The following is an 18,351-nucleotide window of genomic DNA, read 5'->3' as shown; positions in this document are numbered from 1 at the left end:
TTTTATCTATAATTAAAAACAAACCATCAAGGGAGTATTGTATGCATACTTGTTGTAAAAAAACTAATGAAAAACCTGAATCTACTACCAAACAACCGGTTGAAACTGAATCTACCGCTAAAAAATTGGTCAATAACTTAAAGTCATCAATTTTTTGTGGAACAAAAGGGTTTTTGACTTTTAGTTTGGCATTTTTAAGTTATTTGGAATATAGCTCACATCATAATACAAAATTAAAAGAAGGTGCTGCCTTTGCAATGAAAAGGAATACTATTCCATTTCTTGAAATGATAATCATAGTACCGCTTGTTTGCCTTGCATTCACTGGTCTTCTACAATGCGCACTCGTATGCGCTGCCTTAATGATAGCTACATGTTTTATTGTCAGAACTTTTAATCTACGTGAAAAGTTATTAGAAAAACAAACAGGTTGCTCAAAAGAAACAGTGAGTAAGGAATTTAAAAAAGATTCCATAAAATTCCCTATTTTTGATCAAAATAGAAAGCATATTGAGTATAATTCGCCTAACCAAGTGGGTGAGTCAAGTAACACCTCTTTTTTCGTTGCATTTTTAGTTTTTCCTCTGAAGATTCTTCAAAGTTGTATCATGCTATCTTTAGCTGCTGTTGAACTTCTTGAAATCGTGCCAAGTCTTCTTGTCGATACGTTTTTCGATTGGAGCTTCACATTCACCAAGAGTAACCTGCAGAGGTCTGGCCATTTGTTGTATGCCAGTGTGAGAAATTTAGTGCCTATAACTAAATTTGATGAGCCTATAGCTGAGTTTATAGGCACCCCAAAAGCAACTTGTTGCGGAGCCTGAATGTGCCTCTTTTCTGTTATTTAAGTGTATTCTATTTTGTCATTCCAGTCTGGAATCCAGCACTTTCACACAATTTCATCGAGGACGTTGTTTTCACATAACGCTTTTATACTTACCAATTTAGTAAAATCCTGGATCCCAGTGTCGGAGCGCTGGGATGACACCATCTTAGTAGAAATAGCCCTCAAATCACAATGTTGTTGTGCATCACGCGCTGGAACGACGGCAAAAAGTAACCTTGTAGTTTTAACAATTATTTGCAAAAGACCAAATGAAAAAGGCTGTCATTTTATTTAACCTTGGTGGACCTGACTCACTGAATGCGGTCCGTCCTTTTTTATTCAACCTTTTTTATGATAGAAGAATAATAAGTCTACCAAACCCTTTTCGGTTTCTTTTAGCAAAGTTTATATCTGCAAAACGAGAAAATACTGCACAAAAAATATACGAGGAAATTGGAGGTAAATCGCCAATTCTGGAGAATACAAAAATGCAAGCTGAAGCGCTTGAACAAGAACTTAACAAACCTGTCTTTTGTCATCCCAGTGCCCAGACACTGGGATCTAGAAAAAAAAACTGGATTCCAGCGTCACGCGCTGGAATGACACCAAAACTAACCAAAGTATTCATCTGCATGCGCTATTGGCATCCATTTGCTGACGAAGTTATTAAAAGTGTAAAACAATTTGATCCTGATGAAGTAATTTTGCTGCCACTATACCCTCAATATTCAACTACCACAACTTTATCATCCATCGAAAATTGGCAAAAAAATGCTAAAAACCATGGTCTAAAGTGCAATATAAAAATAATTCACCATTATTATAATAACGAAGACTTTATTAAAGCTCACGCTAATTTAATAGCTAAGCATTACAAATTAGCCAGCAGAATCGATAAGCCAAGAGTCCTATTTTCAGCCCATAGCCTTCCTCTTAGTGTTATTAAAAAAGGCGACCCTTACGCTTCACAGGTGGAAGAAACAGTAAGACTAATAGTAGAAAAGCTAGCTATCAATAACTTAGATTGGTCAATATGTTATCAGAGTAAGATTGGTCCTGTAAAATGGCTAGAGCCAAGCACTGAAAGTGAGCTATTACGCGCAAAAGCTGATGGTGTACCTGTAGTTCTATCACCTATGTCTTTTGTTTCTGAGCATTCAGAAACACTTGTGGAACTTGATGTAGAATATAAAGCAATTATCAAGGATGGATATTACTTTCGCGTGCCAACTCTCAGTATCGATCCCTTGTTTATTAAATGCTTGGCTGATTTATGCATAAATCTTCCTTAAGATCCTGATTTATAGTGCTTTTCTTTTAGGATTTTATGTGATAGAATAACAGAAAGTTATTATTTTATTAACTATTTCATGCCAAGTAAGCTAAAAAAGAAATCGAGCACGTTCACACAAAGGGTACACGCTGCCCATAACCATGATCTCAGAAAGATGTATTGTATTGCAGTAGGTTTAACAGCCCTATTGTGTAAGATTTCACTGCAATTTTGCTGTGAGTTTATTGACAATAACAGACCCAGTATTTCTGCTGTATCAGATATTGCCAAGTTAATAAAATTACCAACATCAGCATTATATATTCTTCATTCCGGACTCAGCTTGGCTGGATATAGACCTCAAGATGATAAAAATGAACCTAAAAAATCAGTACAGGTTGTAGGTAGCTTGGCCTTCTTGACACACTGTATCATAGGAATATTGATGCAGACAAAAATCATTCATTTCTTAGCTGGAAACAATAAAGATATAATAAGTTATATTGGTTTAACATCAACAGTCCTATTTCTATTTTCAGAATTCATAAGCTGTTATTATACATGGAAGAAGTATCTGGATAATAAGGATCCTAAAAAGTCTGCTGAATATGGGAAGGACGTTATTTTCAGCACAATAACTTTGTCATTGGGCTTGTTAAGCTTCATATTAAAAAGAATGGAAACTGCAACCATACCAATAGATTTGGGTAGTGGTATAATCTATAATTTCAACTTAAGCGTAACAGTTAGTATAATATTAAGTCTAGCATATTTAATATCAAATATCGATAAGTTCGTCAATCAACCGGTTAATAGTACTGATCCTTCTACTGGACTTGATAACACTCACCCTACTCAGCACAATGACACCACTGTGGAAGTAGGTTAGAGGTGAAAAGATTTTATTTCTACTGCCAACGCTAGTACTGCCAATTTGCTAACAATACTCCAAAGTGACAGAATTTTACCTTCCACAACCTGGCTAACATCATGAAACTCACAGTCAGTGGCATTCAAGCTAGAATATACATCTTTCCTGCTATTGCATCGGTATAAGTAACATGTTGGAGTATTTCCTATATAGTATATTAGCGGTTCTGCAGAACTGCTTTTAAATATGTCAATGGTTGGTACGCCTTCTTGTATAATAACGCTATTGATTGCTATTCCTTCTTTTATCTTTTTCATTTTATGACGTTTTTTTTTATTGAGGTTTAATATTTCCTCTCCACTTGTTACTGTTATAATGCCCATCCCATATGTGCCATTGCTTGCTTTGATAAAAACGTAAGGTTGTGTTTTTATTTCATGTTCCTCATATTTTTTTTGCACTAGAGACAATATTTGGTCAACTTTAGTTGCTACTGCTCCTAGTGACGAATCATCATCAAAATCAACTCCATCACAGCTCTCTGTAAGCACAGAAATAAGCCATGGGTCGATTTTAAATTCGCTACAAAATTCGGACGCTAATTCTTGATAGATTTCAAAATACTTAGATTTCTGTCTGCTATGCCAACCGTATAGTGGGCTTGGTACTATATCTTGCTTTACGTCTTTTAGCGTGTCTGGAATGTGGCTCGTCATATCACGGTTCAGTATAATAACATCAGGCACAAATCCTGAAGTTGTCTTTAATAGAGAGGTTTCCTTCACAATAGCTTCATACGGTTCTATTAAATTGTATACTTCATTATGTAAAAGACCAATTCTAGTTTCAAAACCTGCGAGTTGCAGTACTTTCTCTATAACAAATACGTTTTCTATATACATTTTATTGCGTGTATAATTTTCCGGTATTATCAGAACCTTTTTATATTGTTTTTTTTCAAAGTAGCTTTTTATTGATCTTGCCGCCACCGTTCTTGATTCTTCACTTAAGTTATTGAACCCCGCAGGAAATAAATTAGCGTCTACTGGAACGATTTTATAGCCAGAGTTTCTAAGATCTATAGAGCTATAAAATGGCAATGTAAGGCCGTTAAATTTTGCTTCGAACCAATTATTTATACTTTTTTCCAAATTTGGGTGAATTATGTTTTGCATCTGCACTTTAAATGTTATAAGGAAGGTATTATATTATAAGCTATAATTAAACATATTTAGCAAATTTGACTGAAGATTAAAGTATAATGAGATTCTTATTTAAAGTGATAGAAAAATGATTCAACACGATAACAATAAAATGTACGGAACTACTATACTGTCAATTAGAAAAGATAAAAGCGTAGTAGTAATAGGTGATGGACAGGTTTCAATGTGCCACACTGTTATAAAATCCGGAGCAAAAAAAGTTAGGCGTCTTTCTGGTGATTCTGTAATTGCCGGTTTTGCTGGAACAACAGCCGATGCATTTACTCTCTTTGAAAGACTAGAATCTAAACTTGACAAGCACCCAGGACAATTAATGAGAGCATGTGTTGAACTTGCAAGAGACTGGAGAATGGATAAATATCTGAGGAAATTAGAGGCTATGATGATCGTTGCAGATAAATCTATTTCATTAGTAATTACGGGAACAGGTGATGTTCTTGAGCCTGAAGATGGAGTCGCAGCTATTGGCTCTGGGGGAAATTTTGCTCTATCTGCAGCAAGAGCTTTAATTGATATTAAAGGAATATCAATAGAGGAAATTGCGAAAAAGGCTATGAAGATAGCTGCCGATATATGTGTTTATACAAATCATAATGTAATTATTGAAAAAATAGAGGAGTGATATGTCTTCCAAGCAAAAAACTTTATGCACTAATTTTTCCAATCAGCCTATAACCCTTTCAGAAGGGCAGTCTTGTAGTAGTGACACCTACGATGAAAAAAATGACCTCTATAAAGATACTAAGAGTGGTTTTGATTCAAATGAAAGCGATGTTCAAGTTAATGACAGTACTCAAGTTTTGTTAGATGACCTGCCACCACAGAAGATAGTTAAAGAATTGGATAGATTCATAATCGGACAGGATGACGCAAAGCGTGCTGTTGCTATTGCGCTCAGAAATCGTTGGCGTCGCAATCAGGTTCCATTTCCATTGCGTGATGAAATCATACCTAAGAATATATTGATGATCGGTCATACAGGAGTTGGTAAAACTGAAATAGCTCGCCGCTTAGCAAAACTTGCCGGTGCACCGTTTATAAAAATTGAGGCAACGAAGTTTACTGAAATAGGATACGTTGGACGTGACGTTGATTCGATAATACGCGATTTAGTTGATGCAGCAATAGTTTTAGTTAAAGAGAAAGCCCGTAAAGCCTTAGCTAAAAAGGCTTTAATTTTAGCTGAGAAAACAATAGTAAACTCTATGGTAGGCGAAGATGCAACCGAAGAGAGTAAAAAAATTTTTAGAGAAAGGTTGAGGAATAAAGAGTTTGAGGACGGAGAAGTTTCTATTAACGTCAGAGAGAGCAAGAGTATGTTACCTACTTTCGATATACCAGGCATGCCAGGTGGGCAAGTTGGTGTGATGAATGTAACAGAAATAATGGGCAAGATGTTTAACGGGAGCAAAAAAACAAAAACTATTACGGTGAAGGTAAAAGAAGCGCGTGAAATATTAATTAATGAAGAAAGTGAAAGGCTAATGGATGAAGATAAAATAATCAAAGAAGCCATTGATCTTGTTAGTAATGATGGTATAGTATTTTTGGATGAAATAGACAAAATTGCAGCGCGTACAGAAGTAAAAGGTGAAGTAAACAGAGAAGGAGTGCAACGCGATCTGTTACCATTACTTGAAGGAACAACTGTTACAACTAAGTATGGCCATGTAAAAACAGACTATATATTATTTATTGCATCTGGTGCTTTTTATCAGTCTAAACCATCTGACCTCTTACCGGAATTGCAGGGCAGATTACCGATCAGGGTAGAACTTAAGGCACTTACTCAAGAGGATTTAATAAGAATATTAAAGGAACCAGAATCTAGTTTGTTAAAGCAGTACATAGCTTTAATGAAAACAGAAAATGTGACGCTTAAGTTCACTGATGATGGTATAAAAACCATAGCTGAAATAGCGTTTACAGTTAATAGGCAAGTGGAAAATATAGGCGCAAGAAGGCTTTACACTGTCATGGAGAAGCTTTTAGATGAAATAAGTTTCATTGCTTCTGAGAAAAATAGCGAAGAATTCATTATAGACAGCAAGTATGTAAAAGATAAACTTGAATCAATTTCGAAGCAATTGGATTTATCTAAGTTTATACTTTAGGAAAAACGAAAAGCCTACTTTAAGTAGTATAGAGAGTGTTCAGAAGATTAGCCAGTAGACCTAAAATTTCAGCTATATTCTTTAGGCTATTTTTCAACAGTAGAATGGTGTGCTGCGACCTCTTGCTTAACATCTAAGCTTAAGTCAATTATTGAGATATTTTCTTCATCATAATCTATGTCTTTTATTAACATATCGTCAGTAATAGTCAAAAGGTCAGGCGGAGAAAGAATAGTTCTTTTATTACCAGCTCTCATTCCCACAACTCCAAGCTCTATAGCAAGTGGTATTTTTTTATCGCCAACCCTAAATTGCACTGTTTGATCTTTGACTATATATTCCCCATTATGCTCCTTTACGCTATATTTAACCGATATCTCATCACCGCACCTTACTTGTTTTCCAGTCTTGTTAATTAAGTCATTAAAAACCATCAGATTATTTACTGAGTCGGGATATTTATCCTTTACTTCGATCAGTTTGACGTAATAAGAATTAAAATTCATTTTGTTATCATTGGCAATAGTAACTACACGCTCTCCGCCTTCTTTCATACCTATTACCCCTAAACTCACTTCTTTTAGGTCATCTTGACCTATTTTCAAAGTAACATCGGAAACTCTGCTAGGGAGTGTTGCTGAGTTATTATTAGAAATTTTATATATTTGCAATAGGACTTCCAGGCCACAGAAAGCCTTGCTGCCACTGCCTTCAGTAATTTCATAAAAATTTATCGAATCTTCTTCTTTTTGCTGCGTCATTTCTTCTAAATATTCTGTTAGCCCATGCTTTTCAATATAGCGGTCAAGTGCTGATTCAAGTATTGGCTTCACTAGGTAATGTGCTATCGTCTGTATCAAACCACCATGCGTGGCATTTATCTCATAAAGCTTGTCCTTTTTTTCCGGTTTACCTTTGTTTATATAGACAATAGTAAACACAAAAGCAGAAGTTAAAGTGAGAATCATTACTACGGAAATAAGCATTTGTAATATAATTTTTCTAACCATCTTTCTTTACTTGATTCAATAAATCATATAAATAATTAGTACCCCCTGAAAGCGCACTCAAATTATCCAAGCCTTGTTTAAAGAGGCCGTCTATATAGTCCTCTACTTCACTTTTACCAAGTACAGACATAAGATTATTTGTTTTATCTTGTTCGTAGTCTTCAATATCATCCTTAGCTTGAAAGATAAGCCCTAGATTTATTCCATAGTTATATAATGCTCTCCGTTGTTCATCTGTAGCACCCCCTATTATAGCACCTATTTCACATGAAGCTGCAAATAGTTTTGCGGTTTTCATCAAATGAATTTCTTTTATTTTATCAGCTTGGCCCGACGTCATTCCAGCGTTATACATACAGCCGTACGAATGTTGTGGTTTTAAGGTAGAAAGGGTGTCATGCAAGTAGCTGACACTGGAATCCATTTCATGTTCAGCTCCACCATCGCATGGCTTTTTGCACGAAATGCTTGTAGGCAAAGCCTTCTGGATCCCAGTGTCCGCTACTTGAATGACAGAGGGTTGGGGGCTAAAATCTATATGCTCACTGTTAATATCTAAAGCCTGTCCTCCCACCATTCCCCTCATTCCTATTGCCTGAGAAAGAACTTTTATGATCTCACAGCGTTTCTCATTTAACGAAGATAATACCTCAAAAGCCAGAGTAAGTAGTGCATCTCCGGCAAGCACTGCTGTTGCTTCATCAAATTTTTTATGGCAGCTTAGCTGGCTTCTGCGAGTATCACTGTTGTCCATGCATGGTAAATCATCGTGAATTAGAGAGTAAGCATGAACAAATTCAATGGCTGCAGCAACTGATATTACTTTTTTAGCTTCCGCGTTAAACACTCGCGATGAAGCTACGACTAAAAAGGAGCGTATATGTTTTGCAGGAGCAAGGAGTATATAACGCATAGCTGATATAAGCTTATTCTCGCTATTTTCTGGTAAAAGTTTATTTATTTCTACAATAAGCAAATTTTTTGTTGTTTCGTCTAGCATTTTTGAATTGTTAATTGTTTAGCACGTAACGCTAGCCAGCTAGGGCAGTAGAAAACTTTACTGTAGTTTACCAGTTATAAAAGATATTGCAAACATAAAAATTTTTTATAACATCAAAGAATAGGTTATTTTTTTGGTAAGAAATGTGAATAGCGAACTAGCAAAGAGCACTAGAGAAGACATAGAAGAAAAAGTGAAAAAGATTATACTAGAGCACATTAGTAAGGATGTAGAGAAATTCAACAGCTCTTCAAAGCTTTCGGAGCATGGTACAGACAGTTTAGATGCAGTTGAAATCATCATGGCAGCAGAAGAAGAGTTCGGAATAGAAATTCCAGATGAAGATGCACAAAAAATGGAAACTATGGAGCAAATAGTTGAGTACATTAATAATAAAAAAGGCTAATAGTTAGTGTTAAATGAGCAGAAGAGTAGTAGTCACTGGTGTTGGTTTAATCACTCCACTAGCGGCAGATGTTGACAACACTTGGTCAAGGCTAATAAAAAGTGAGTCTGGCATAAAAGCAATCAATACAGATAGATTTGACTCTTCTGATCTTGCTTGCAAGGTTGCAGGGCAGGTGCCGTTGCAATCAGACAACATTAAGCACCATTTCAATCCACTAGATTATATTTCTGAGAAAGACTCAAAAAGGACAGATCGTTTTATCCATTACGGTATTGCAGCAGCTATTCAGGCAGTAGATGATTCATTAATTTTGGAAAGCCAAAATATCAATCGGGAACGTGTTGGTGTGACTATTGGCTCTGGTATAGGTGGTCTTCCGTCAATTCAGGAAAATGTTATTACCATGCAGGAAAAAGGGCCCAGACGTGTCAGTCCATTTTTTGTCCCTGCAAGTCTAATAAATTTGATATCTGGCCATATTTCTATTAAATACGAATTTACAGGTCCAAACGATTCAGCAGTAACCGCATGTGCAACAGGTGCGCATGCAATCATAAACTCAGCAAGAACTATAAAACTTGGTGAAGCGGATGTTATGATTGCAGGTGGAGCAGAAAGTGCACTGTGTAGAGTTGGAATTGCAGGTTTTGCATCTATGAAGGCGTTATCAACTAAATTTAACGATAAACCGGAAGAAGCTTCAAGGCCATGGGATGAAGAACGCGATGGATTTGTCATGGGTGAAGGAGCAGGTATATTGGTGCTGGATGAATACGAACATGCAAAAAAAAGGGGGGCAAAAATACATGCTGAACTGGTTGGGTACGGACTCACAGGAGATGCGCACCACATTACAGCACCACATCCAGAAGGAAGAGGCGCATTTAAGGCAATGCAGCTTGCTTTAAAGAGTGCACAAATTAATCCCGATCAAGTAGGGTATATCAATGCACATGGAACTTCAACACCACTTGGAGATAAAATTGAAGTAATAGCAATGAAACAGTTATTCGGTGACTACGTTTATAAAATACCTGTTTCTTCAACTAAATCTTCTATAGGACATTTACTTGGTGCTGCAGGGAGCGTTGAAGCAATATTCAGTATTCTTGCGTTAAATAATGGAATTATTCCGCCAACCTTAAATTTACATAAACCTTCAGAAGGATGTGATTTAAATTTTGTACCGTTTAAAGCTCAGGAGCATAAAATTCAATATGCGCTTTCTAATTCGTTTGGTTTTGGTGGCACTAATGCATCGCTCATCTTTGGACAAGTGTAATCAATTCTGCTGCTGAATAGCTAAAATGTACGAACATTATGATCTGTGATAGCTATATTATCTGTAATTTGCCTTTTACTGTCGATTTACTATACTTATTTGGTAAGATCTAGCTTAATTAAATGCACAAGATATTAATAAGAAATAACTACAAACCCCTGGTTGGAAAAATCAAGATCAATGGTTCAAAGAATGCTATTTTACCAATAATGGCAGCAAGTCTATTGAGTAGCTTCCCGGTAATTTTGCATAATGTACCTGATTTAATTGATGTGCATCTAATGTCTAAGTTGCTTGAAAGTCTTGGAGCAGAAGTGAACTTTATGCACAATAAAAATTATAAAGCGAACCATACTTTGAAAATTGACTGCAGCAATATCAACAATCACGTGATGCCATATAAAACCGCAAGTAAGCTAAGAACTTCTTTTCTAATATTGGGTCCAATGCTTAGTAGATTTGGTAAAATCACAACAGTCTTTCCTGGTGGATGCAATATCGGAAAGCGTCCCGTTGATATGCATATCAAAGCATTAGAAGAAATGGGAGCTAAAATTGAAGTTGAAGGCTGTAATATAATTGCAACAGTGAAAGGAAAGCTACAAGGAAAAGAAGTTACACTTGAGAAAATAAGCGTTGGTGCAACAGAAAATATAATAATGGCAGCAACACTTGCAGAAGGAGTGACAATAATAAACAATGCTGCAACAGAGCCGGAAGTTCTTGATTTAATAGAGTTCCTAAAGAAAATGGGTGCTAATATTGAGATTAGTGATACAAGGATCACAATAACAGGAGTTGAAGCATTAAATGGATGTGTTCATAAAATAATACCAGATCGCATAGAAGCAGGCACCTATGCACTAGCTGCTATAATAACCGGTGGTAAGTTGGAGTTAGAAGGAGTAAGTCTATCTGATATAAGATGTATTGTGAATGAATTGAAAGCTATAGGGGCTAATGTTGAACCATATAATGAGGGGGTTATGATTTCCAGAAAAAATTGCTCTATTAGGTCTGCTAACATTGCAACAAACCCTTATCCAAATTTCCCCAGTGATATGCAACCACAACTGATGTCTGCAATGTGCATCGCTGATGGGATATCAGTAATTGAAGAGAACATTTTTGAAAACAGATTTGCACATGCAGATGAATTGAGAAAGTTAGGCGCTAATATCAGCATCGAGAAAAGCAAAGCTACTATAAGTGGAATAAAAAGCTTATCTGGAGCTAATCTATGTGCCACTGATTTAAGGTCAACAGCAGCTTTGATACTTATTTCTTTGGTAGCCAGTGGAGAAACTATAATAAACAATTCGCATCATTTATGGAGAGGATATGAAGCAATGCACGAAAAACTCAATTCATGTGGAGCTGATATCTCCATTTCATCTTGAGGACATACTATGAATGAAACAACTAAACGAGTCACAGTGAAAGAAATAGATGAAATTCTGTACGAGGAGCATAAGGTACTAGATCATGGATTTATTCGAGTAATGGATTATATGGGCTCTGATAGCGCTATAGTTCAAGCTGCTCGTGTTTCTTATGGCAAGGGAACAAAACAGATAAGTCAGGATGAAGCACTTATAAAGTATTTAATGAGACATCATCATACAACTCCATTTGAAATGTGTGAAATTAAGTTTCACGTGAAACTTCCAATTTTTGTTGCAAGGCAATGGATAAGGCATAGAACTGCAAATGTGAATGAATATTCAGCAAGGTATTCAATACTTGATAATGAATTTTATACACCTAAACCAGAACAAGTTGCAAAACAATCTGACAATAATAAACAAGGTAGCGGGGAAGCTTTTGATCCAGATACCTCAAAGGAAATAATAGATTCTCTAACAAATGACTCTAATTTAGTATATTCTCATTATGAAAAATTTATTGAGCAGGGGCTTGCAAGAGAAATTGCCCGAACTAACCTAATGCTTAATTACTACACGCAATTTTATTGGAAAATAGACCTGCATAATCTCCTTCATTTTTTGAAGCTTAGAGCTGATAAGCATGCCCAATATGAAATCAGAGTTTATGCAGAAGTTATGCTGGATATAATAAAGAAGTGGGTCCCATTGGCCTACAATGCCTTTGTTGAATATTGCCTAGAATCAGCTTGTATTTCAAGAACTGGTTTAGACATAATTCGTAAATTAATTAAAGGGGAAAACGTTACTAGAGAAGAAAGTAATATTGGTAAAAGAGAATGGGACGAGCTGATGTCTATACTTGATAAACAATCTTAAAGACAAAGGCATACGCGTCAATCTCCTCTGTCAGTTAACTCTCGTTCACCAGATTGAATCTTGCTTTTTACATCACATTAACTCATCACTTTTATAGAACATCTCATTAAAATCATTTAGAGTTCCAAAATCCTGACCCTTGATAAACAGGTGATCATTAGCAACATGTGCTTCATCAAGAGTAAATTGCTCGTAATGATGATTGTGAGCTGGCCTAACAATTCCATTATATAAAACCATTACTTGCTCACGGTTATATCCATCGCCAGCATGATATTTACCACGTACGGTATCATAAAAATTCTTTACATCATCATATGTCACTTGCAGCTCCACCTTATACTTTCCCACTTCAAGAGGACTTCCTGTCTTTATTTTTAAGGGATGTTGTGAATTTGCAACGCTGTTAGAAGTTTCTGCTTCAATATCAGAATTTTTATCCATGTTTTCTATCACACTTGCCATAACAGTTTCCTGTTCATCTTCTGTTGGTTTTGCTTGTTTTTCAATTTTATTATTGCTACTGTCATTTTCTACAGTTACTTTTTTTACTTCCATATCTTTTTGAGCTTTCTCATTACTTTGCTTGCGTATTTCATCTCCATGCAATTTCTCCTGCAGAGCTTTTTTCGTATCGGCATAATCATCACGATTGCTTTGCAAAGCTGGTTTATAACTGCTGCTATCATCCGCTTGCATTTGATCTATATAGTTAGATTCTTCTTCTTCCATAGTATTGTTAGTAAGTTTTTTGAGATAGTTAAGCATATCCTCTCCAGTCTTCTCCAAAATTGCAGCTTTTTTTGAAAGCTCTTGATAATAAGAATCGTTATTACCATATTTTTTACTATCTGCCACATTTTTGTGCAGTCTTGCATCTTTTATACAAAACATAGCATGATCAAACAATGTATCTCCTTCTTTATCCACAACATTAATATCAGCTCCATTCTTTATCAGATACTTTACTTTGTCCAATTGCCCATGCCTTACTGCATGAATAAGTGGTGTCCAGCCTTCACTATCTCGAACATCAATATTTGCATTATTCTTTATTAAGTATTCTAATATCTCTTGATTTCCTAAATTAACAGCAAGGTGTAAAGGTGTTAAACCGTAGCCATCCTGAGCATCAATATTCGCATTGTGCTCTATGAGATATTTAACTACTTCCATATTTTTCATGCTCATGGCAAAATGTAATGGAGATTTACCAGAACTAATATCTCGAGTGTTAATATCTACATTGTGATCTATTAAGTATTTAGCTATCTCTGTATGTTTGAGTTCAATAGCATAATGTAGTAGTGTTTGAGCAGAGGTGTTTTTGACATTAAGATCTGCACCATGTTGAGCTAAATATTCTACCATATCCAGGTCACCTAGCTTAACAAAATGGAATATCGGATTACGTACATTAAGATCTGCACCATTGTCCACAAGATATTTTACTAAAGCTGTGTTCTTTATAGCATAGTCGAGCGGCCTGAGATTGTGAGCATCTGGAATATTAGGATTTGCACCACGTTCCACTAAGTATTCAACTATTTCCATATTTCCCGATTTTATGGCATAGTGCAAAGGTGTCTTAAAACAAGAGTAATCAGTTCCTTCGTAATAAATATCTTGAGAATTGAGATTTGCACCTTGATCGATAAGATATTTTGCTATTTCTGTATTTCCTGATTTAATAGCATAATGTAGTGGTGTTTGTCCGTTATGGTCTCTTGCATCAATATATGCATTGTGTTCTATAAGCGTTACTATCTTACTTAAATCTCCCAATGAAGCAGCAGAGTGCAAAAGTGTTGAACCGTTTTCATCTGCCTTATTTACATCTTCTATAACGTTTTTCTTATTATCCTCATCAACTGCCCTTTTCTTTCTAGATTTGACTTCACTTTTCACTGTAACTTCTTCGTTCATAGGTTGATCATTAAACATAACTTCTGCATCTATCTGATTACTATCTTCCTCCAACTCATTAGATAATTTTTCAGATAGCTGATCACCACTTAAATATGGTTCCTTTGAATATTTAGCGTAATTATAGGGATCAGTGCTGTCTGCTGAATAAAACCCACTTTCAAAGCCGGAGTAGGAGCTTTGATTGAGCACAAAAAATAAGTTTTCATAATTAACCAGCATATCACTATCAGGGCTAACAAAATTTAAATATTCATCGCCTTCCCATTCTGGGTGGTGTCTATACTCTGCTATGTAGTATTTACTAGAGTCGAGAGGTATCTTGTCACCTTCTTCCCCATCAAGTTGTAAAACTACTGCTGAACGCCCATTACCTAAATCATTACCTTTTACCACTTTAAACAAGGTAATTTCACCTTTTTCTATGAACTCCTTTAATTCCTCATTCTTTTGATCTAATTCTTCTTCTGCTTGTCTTTTCTCTCTTATCAATTTCTCCTCTTTTTCAGTAGCTTTATTTTGCAGCTGTAAAAACATCTCTTGTGTGGTTAAGCTATTTGTGTTGCTTAAAAAATTATCTAACACATTTGATGCAATTGGTGACAATTCACCGTGATCATCAAATACTTTTTCCTTTGCTTTATCATAGTGATTTGGGTTATAGATTGCATACAGAGGATAAAAACCATAATCTGCAATTGACGCTCCGTCAGGTGATAGTTCCATTGAGAATCCATAGTAATTAAGTGGAAGATTGGAGGTTAAATATTTACCGTTATCATCCCTAACGTGTAGCTCACTTCTACCATTGTGCTCACTATATTTGTTGTAGTAGATATAAAAATTCTCATGGTTAAGATTGAAGTGATCATCTAGATTATCGAATTGAATTGTACTGCCAAGCTTCTCCCGCAAAAGATTTTTGCTTTCATCTGTAAGCTTTATATGTGCAGAAAAGTAGTATCGATCTATAGGTTCGCCTTTTTCTATTTCAAAGTTCAAAGTAATCTTGTCGTTGACCATTGGTAGCCTCCACAAATTCTATAAATCATTTTATTTATCAATCATACGGTCTGTACTATGAAAAATGTGTTAAACGTTAAGATTTTCTCTGTACCGATTCATCTATATTGCCAAGCTTAATAAAGTTACAAGCTCTTTAAAACAATGTTAAACTCAATCACTATGGCAAAAACAGTTGACGTATTACTACCACTTCCAATTGATCAGTTATTTTCATATGCAATTGAGGAAAATACTGAGATTTTACTTGGAGATTACGTAGTGGTGCCATTTGGCAAAAAACGCTTAATCGGAATAGTTTGGAAATACAGTGATAAAAGTAACCGAGAATTAAAATTTATTGAGCAAAAAATCGATTTACCAAATATTAGACCAAAATTGATTGCATTTGCAGAGTGGGTTGCACAATACAATTTAATACCTATTGGTATGCTTGCCAAAGTGATAATGGGAGGAGTGTTAAAAGTAAATCACATAGATAAATTGGTTTGTGTTGAACAAAAGCAGGAAACAAGTGAAATAAGTTGCCAATTAAGCCCTGAACAGCAGATAGCTAGTGATAAAATAATCAGCAATTTGAACGAATATTCAGTGACTTTGCTTGACGGTGAGACCGGGTCTGGAAAAACCGAAGTTTATCTCTCTGTGATTGCACAATTGATTAAGAATTACACTGCCGTTCCAAATGCTGCTCAGACTTTACCATCCCAGTGCCCAGAGACACAACTGTACGAACATTGTGATTTGGGTCTACCAAGAGGGTGTTATCCGAGTAGCCTGACACTGGGATCCAGTTTTTCATATAACCTCATTACAAATGTTTATTTTAACTTAAGACCAATACCTAATTTACAGTCAAAATTCCTGGATTCCAGTGTCAAGCACTGGAATGACACCTTTGTACTCAAGGCAAAACCCACTGTAACATTTAGCATACCGTCTTTGCCACGTACTAGTATGACACCAGAACATGTTGAAATGACATCAGGAGAAGGTAATGCACAAGTTTTAATCCTCCTACCTGAAATTGTTTTAACTTCACAATTGGTAAATCGTGTTCGCGGTCAGATATCAAAAAACTTAGTTGAATGGCACTCAGGGCTTACTCCAAAAACTCGCCGGAATAATTGGCTCAGTATAGCGAATGGAAATGCGCAGATAATTATTGGTGCACGGTCAGCGCTTTTTTTGCCTTATAAAAACCTAAAATTGATTATCGTTGATGAAGAGCACGACTCATCTTTTAAACAAGAACAGGGAATTATATATAATGCTCGAGATATGGCGATAATCTTAGCCAAATTTGAAAATATTCCGATTATTTTATCATCAGCTACTCCACTGCTTGAAACGATTCATCATGTTAAAAACGGGAATTACAATCATGTAAAGCTAACTAAACGATTTGGTGGTGCAGAATTGCCACTCATTAAAGTAGTGGATATGAGGAACAACAAGCAATGGATCTCCTCTGAGCTTTTTGAAAGCATCAAACAAACCATAGAGAAAAAACAGCAGGTTATGCTTTTTCTAAACCGCAGAGGGTATGCACAACTGGCAATTTGTAAAAAGTGTGGATATAAAATTTCCTGCTTAAATTGTGCTGTTTGGCTTACATATCACAAGAAAAAAAATGCTCTTTTGTGCCATCATTGCTCTTATCAATTAAAACTTCCAGAGAAATGCTCTAATTGCCAAAGTAAACAGCCATTGTCCCTCTACGGCATAGGAATTGAAAGGTTGCTTGAAGAAATGGTGAAATTAATACCAAACGCAAAAACTGCGATGATAAGCAGCGATCAGAAGTCGGTTAGTAACGTAATTGACTTAGTGTTGAAAGAAGAGGTGAACATTATAATCGGCACACAAATAATTGCTAAAGGGCACAATTTTCCCAAATTAACTTTGGTTGGAGTAATAAATGCAGATTTGAGTCTCGAAAATTCTGATTTAAGAGCAGCGGAAAAGACGTATCAATTATTGCACCAAGTTGCAGGCAGATCAGGAAGGTTTAATGAAAAAGGAGTGGTAATAGTGCAAACCAATAACCCTGAAAGTTCAATAATAAAAGCATTGCTGCATCAAAAAAGGGACTCATTTTATGAAATTGAACTTAAGTCAAGACGTGAAGCCAAAATGCCACCATTTAGCAGATTAATAGCGCTTATAATTTGTGGTAAGAATCAGATTGCGACACAAAAAGCAGCGAATGAAATAGTAAAATCTCTTCTCCGTCATTCAAGTAGCTCAACTACTTGTATCCAGGAAAAAAATGTAGGTGCAGACAAAAAGGAATTTGAAATTCTCGGCCCATCACCAGCAGCGATAAATTTTTTAAATAATAAGTATCGGTATAGGGTGTTGCTAAAAATACACAATAAACACAGTTTATCTATACAAAAAAAGCTGAAATATTGGATTAAAAATTGTAACTTGAATTCGAGTATTGCAGTGATAATAGATGTTGATCCTGTGAGTTTTTTTTAACAAGTTCCGTTAAGCCTTCTTGCCAATTACCACAACATTCTCACTGGGAAAAAAATAATCAGGTACAGTCATATTTTTTGGTGCGGGTCCCCCAATTACTCGGCCTGATGTGTCATAATATGAACCGTGGCAAGGACAGAACCAACCATTACCATCTCTTGTAGCGTGGTCAACCGGTACACACCCAAGGTGTGTACATATTCCGATCATGATTAACCATTCGTCTTTTCCTTCGCGTACTCTTTGATCATCTGACTCAGGGTCCCTCAAGTTCTTTACATTCACAGCTCTTGCAGTCTCAATTTCTTGCTTTGTGCGTCTACGAATGAATACTGGTTTACCTTGCCACTTTACTTTTACTCCGTGTCCTTCCTGGATTCCAGACAAATTCACCTCCACTGTGGAAGTTGCTAAAACTTCAGCAGAAGGATTCATAGACTTAACCAGTGGCCAAAGTCCACTTGCAGCTCCTATACCTGCCATAGCGCATGTAGTTAATGTTATAAAATCTCTCCTACTCTTATTTTTAGTAAGATCTTTAACAGGAGGTGTTTTTTTATCCTCTTTGTTTGCCAGTGGTTTTTTATTTTTAGTTAAATTTTTGTCCATTGATCTTTACTCAGCCATAAGTATATATTTTAAA

Annotated in this window: 16 protein-coding genes; 10 read left to right on the top strand and 6 right to left on the bottom strand. The window is 35.8% G+C overall.

Features of this window, described 5'->3' with window-relative positions:
- The first annotated feature begins 41 nt into the window (after positions 1-41).
- Positions 42-824: a hypothetical protein gene (locus AAGD70_RS06840; RefSeq protein WP_082941370.1), complete on the top strand. Its 783-nt coding sequence runs from the start codon at positions 42-44 to the stop codon at positions 822-824.
- Between the two features lie 65 nt (positions 825-889).
- On the opposite strand, the gene AAGD70_RS06835 is transcribed toward AAGD70_RS06840, so the two are convergent.
- The gene (locus AAGD70_RS06835) at positions 890-1,087 is read right to left on the bottom strand and encodes a hypothetical protein (RefSeq protein WP_156517966.1); all 198 of its coding nucleotides are present in this window, start codon (positions 1,085-1,087) and stop codon (positions 890-892) included.
- A gap of 8 nt (positions 1,088-1,095) precedes the next feature.
- Between AAGD70_RS06835 and hemH the strand changes: the two genes are divergently transcribed.
- Together hemH and AAGD70_RS06825 are read left to right on the top strand one after the other, a co-directional pair.
- Entirely contained in the window at positions 1,096-2,118 is a 1,023-nt protein-coding gene (gene hemH / locus AAGD70_RS06830; RefSeq protein ID WP_065094466.1) for a ferrochelatase, read from the top strand.
- A gap of 78 nt (positions 2,119-2,196) precedes the next feature.
- Positions 2,197-2,988, top strand: a complete 792-nt coding sequence (locus AAGD70_RS06825; protein ID WP_065095282.1) for a hypothetical protein — start codon at positions 2,197-2,199, stop codon at positions 2,986-2,988.
- Here AAGD70_RS06825 and gshA read toward each other — a convergent pair.
- Complete coding sequence (gene gshA, locus AAGD70_RS06820; RefSeq protein ID WP_065094464.1) at positions 2,985-4,145, bottom strand: glutamate--cysteine ligase; 1,161 nt, start codon at positions 4,143-4,145, stop codon at positions 2,985-2,987. The two genes, AAGD70_RS06825 and gshA, sit on opposite strands and share 4 nt — an antisense overlap.
- 115 nt (positions 4,146-4,260) lie before the next feature.
- Here gshA and hslV point away from each other — a divergent pair, with 115 nt between their 5' ends.
- Both hslV and hslU read left to right on the top strand, forming a co-directional pair.
- Positions 4,261-4,815: an ATP-dependent protease subunit HslV gene (gene hslV / locus AAGD70_RS06815; RefSeq protein ID WP_065094463.1), complete on the top strand. Its 555-nt coding sequence runs from the start codon at positions 4,261-4,263 to the stop codon at positions 4,813-4,815.
- A gap of 1 nt (position 4,816) precedes the next feature.
- Positions 4,817-6,307, top strand: coding sequence for an ATP-dependent protease ATPase subunit HslU (gene hslU, locus AAGD70_RS06810; RefSeq protein ID WP_065094462.1), 1,491 nt, complete (start codon positions 4,817-4,819; stop codon positions 6,305-6,307).
- Between the two features lie 86 nt (positions 6,308-6,393).
- Here the strand turns inward: hslU and AAGD70_RS06805 are convergent, their stop codons facing one another.
- Entirely contained in the window at positions 6,394-7,317 is a 924-nt protein-coding gene (locus tag AAGD70_RS06805; RefSeq protein WP_065094461.1) for an FKBP-type peptidyl-prolyl cis-trans isomerase, read from the bottom strand.
- Positions 7,310-8,317 carry a polyprenyl synthetase family protein gene (locus AAGD70_RS06800; protein WP_065095283.1) on the bottom strand — a complete coding sequence of 336 codons (1,008 nt, stop codon included), beginning with the start codon at positions 8,315-8,317 and terminating at the stop codon, positions 7,310-7,312. Before AAGD70_RS06800 ends, AAGD70_RS06805 begins: the two co-directional genes overlap by 8 nt.
- Before the next feature lie 145 nt (positions 8,318-8,462).
- On the opposite strand from AAGD70_RS06800, the gene acpP reads away from it, so the two are divergent.
- The 4 genes from acpP to thyX all read left to right on the top strand — a co-directional run bounded on the left by acpP (position 8,463) and on the right by thyX (position 12,272).
- Positions 8,463-8,723 (top strand): acyl carrier protein, encoded by a 261-nt coding sequence (acpP, locus tag AAGD70_RS06795; protein ID WP_006279836.1) that lies wholly within the window; start codon positions 8,463-8,465, stop codon positions 8,721-8,723.
- A gap of 13 nt (positions 8,724-8,736) precedes the next feature.
- Positions 8,737-10,008 carry a beta-ketoacyl-ACP synthase II gene (gene fabF / locus AAGD70_RS06790; protein ID WP_065094459.1) on the top strand — a complete coding sequence of 424 codons (1,272 nt, stop codon included), beginning with the start codon at positions 8,737-8,739 and terminating at the stop codon, positions 10,006-10,008.
- 122 nt (positions 10,009-10,130) lie between these two features.
- Entirely contained in the window at positions 10,131-11,408 is a 1,278-nt protein-coding gene (murA, locus tag AAGD70_RS06785; protein ID WP_065094458.1) for a UDP-N-acetylglucosamine 1-carboxyvinyltransferase, read from the top strand.
- A 9-nt stretch (positions 11,409-11,417) separates the two neighbouring features.
- Complete coding sequence (gene thyX / locus AAGD70_RS06780) at positions 11,418-12,272, top strand: FAD-dependent thymidylate synthase (protein ID WP_065095284.1); 855 nt, start codon at positions 11,418-11,420, stop codon at positions 12,270-12,272.
- A gap of 72 nt (positions 12,273-12,344) precedes the next feature.
- Here thyX and AAGD70_RS06775 read toward each other — a convergent pair whose 3' ends face one another.
- Positions 12,345-15,221 (bottom strand): ankyrin repeat domain-containing protein, encoded by a 2,877-nt coding sequence (locus tag AAGD70_RS06775; protein ID WP_082941371.1) that lies wholly within the window; start codon positions 15,219-15,221, stop codon positions 12,345-12,347.
- Positions 15,222-15,383: 162 nt separating this feature from the next.
- Here AAGD70_RS06775 and priA point away from each other — a divergent pair, with 162 nt between their 5' ends.
- A complete protein-coding gene (gene priA, locus AAGD70_RS06770; protein WP_410541899.1) occupies positions 15,384-17,708 on the top strand; it encodes a primosomal protein N' in 2,325 nt (774 codons plus the stop codon).
- 9 nt (positions 17,709-17,717) lie between these two features.
- Here priA and petA read toward each other — a convergent pair whose 3' ends face one another.
- A complete protein-coding gene (gene petA / locus AAGD70_RS06765) occupies positions 17,718-18,317 on the bottom strand; it encodes a ubiquinol-cytochrome c reductase iron-sulfur subunit (protein ID WP_065094455.1) in 600 nt (199 codons plus the stop codon).
- Positions 18,318-18,351: the final 34 nt, after the last annotated feature.

Origin of the sequence: Wolbachia endosymbiont (group A) of Nomada flava (assembly GCF_964027055.1) — a bacterium.
Taxonomy (GTDB): Bacteria; Pseudomonadota; Alphaproteobacteria; order Rickettsiales; family Anaplasmataceae; genus Wolbachia; species Wolbachia pipientis.
The sequence above is the reverse complement of the archived record's forward strand: the minus strand, read 5'-3'. Positions and strand labels throughout refer to the sequence as shown.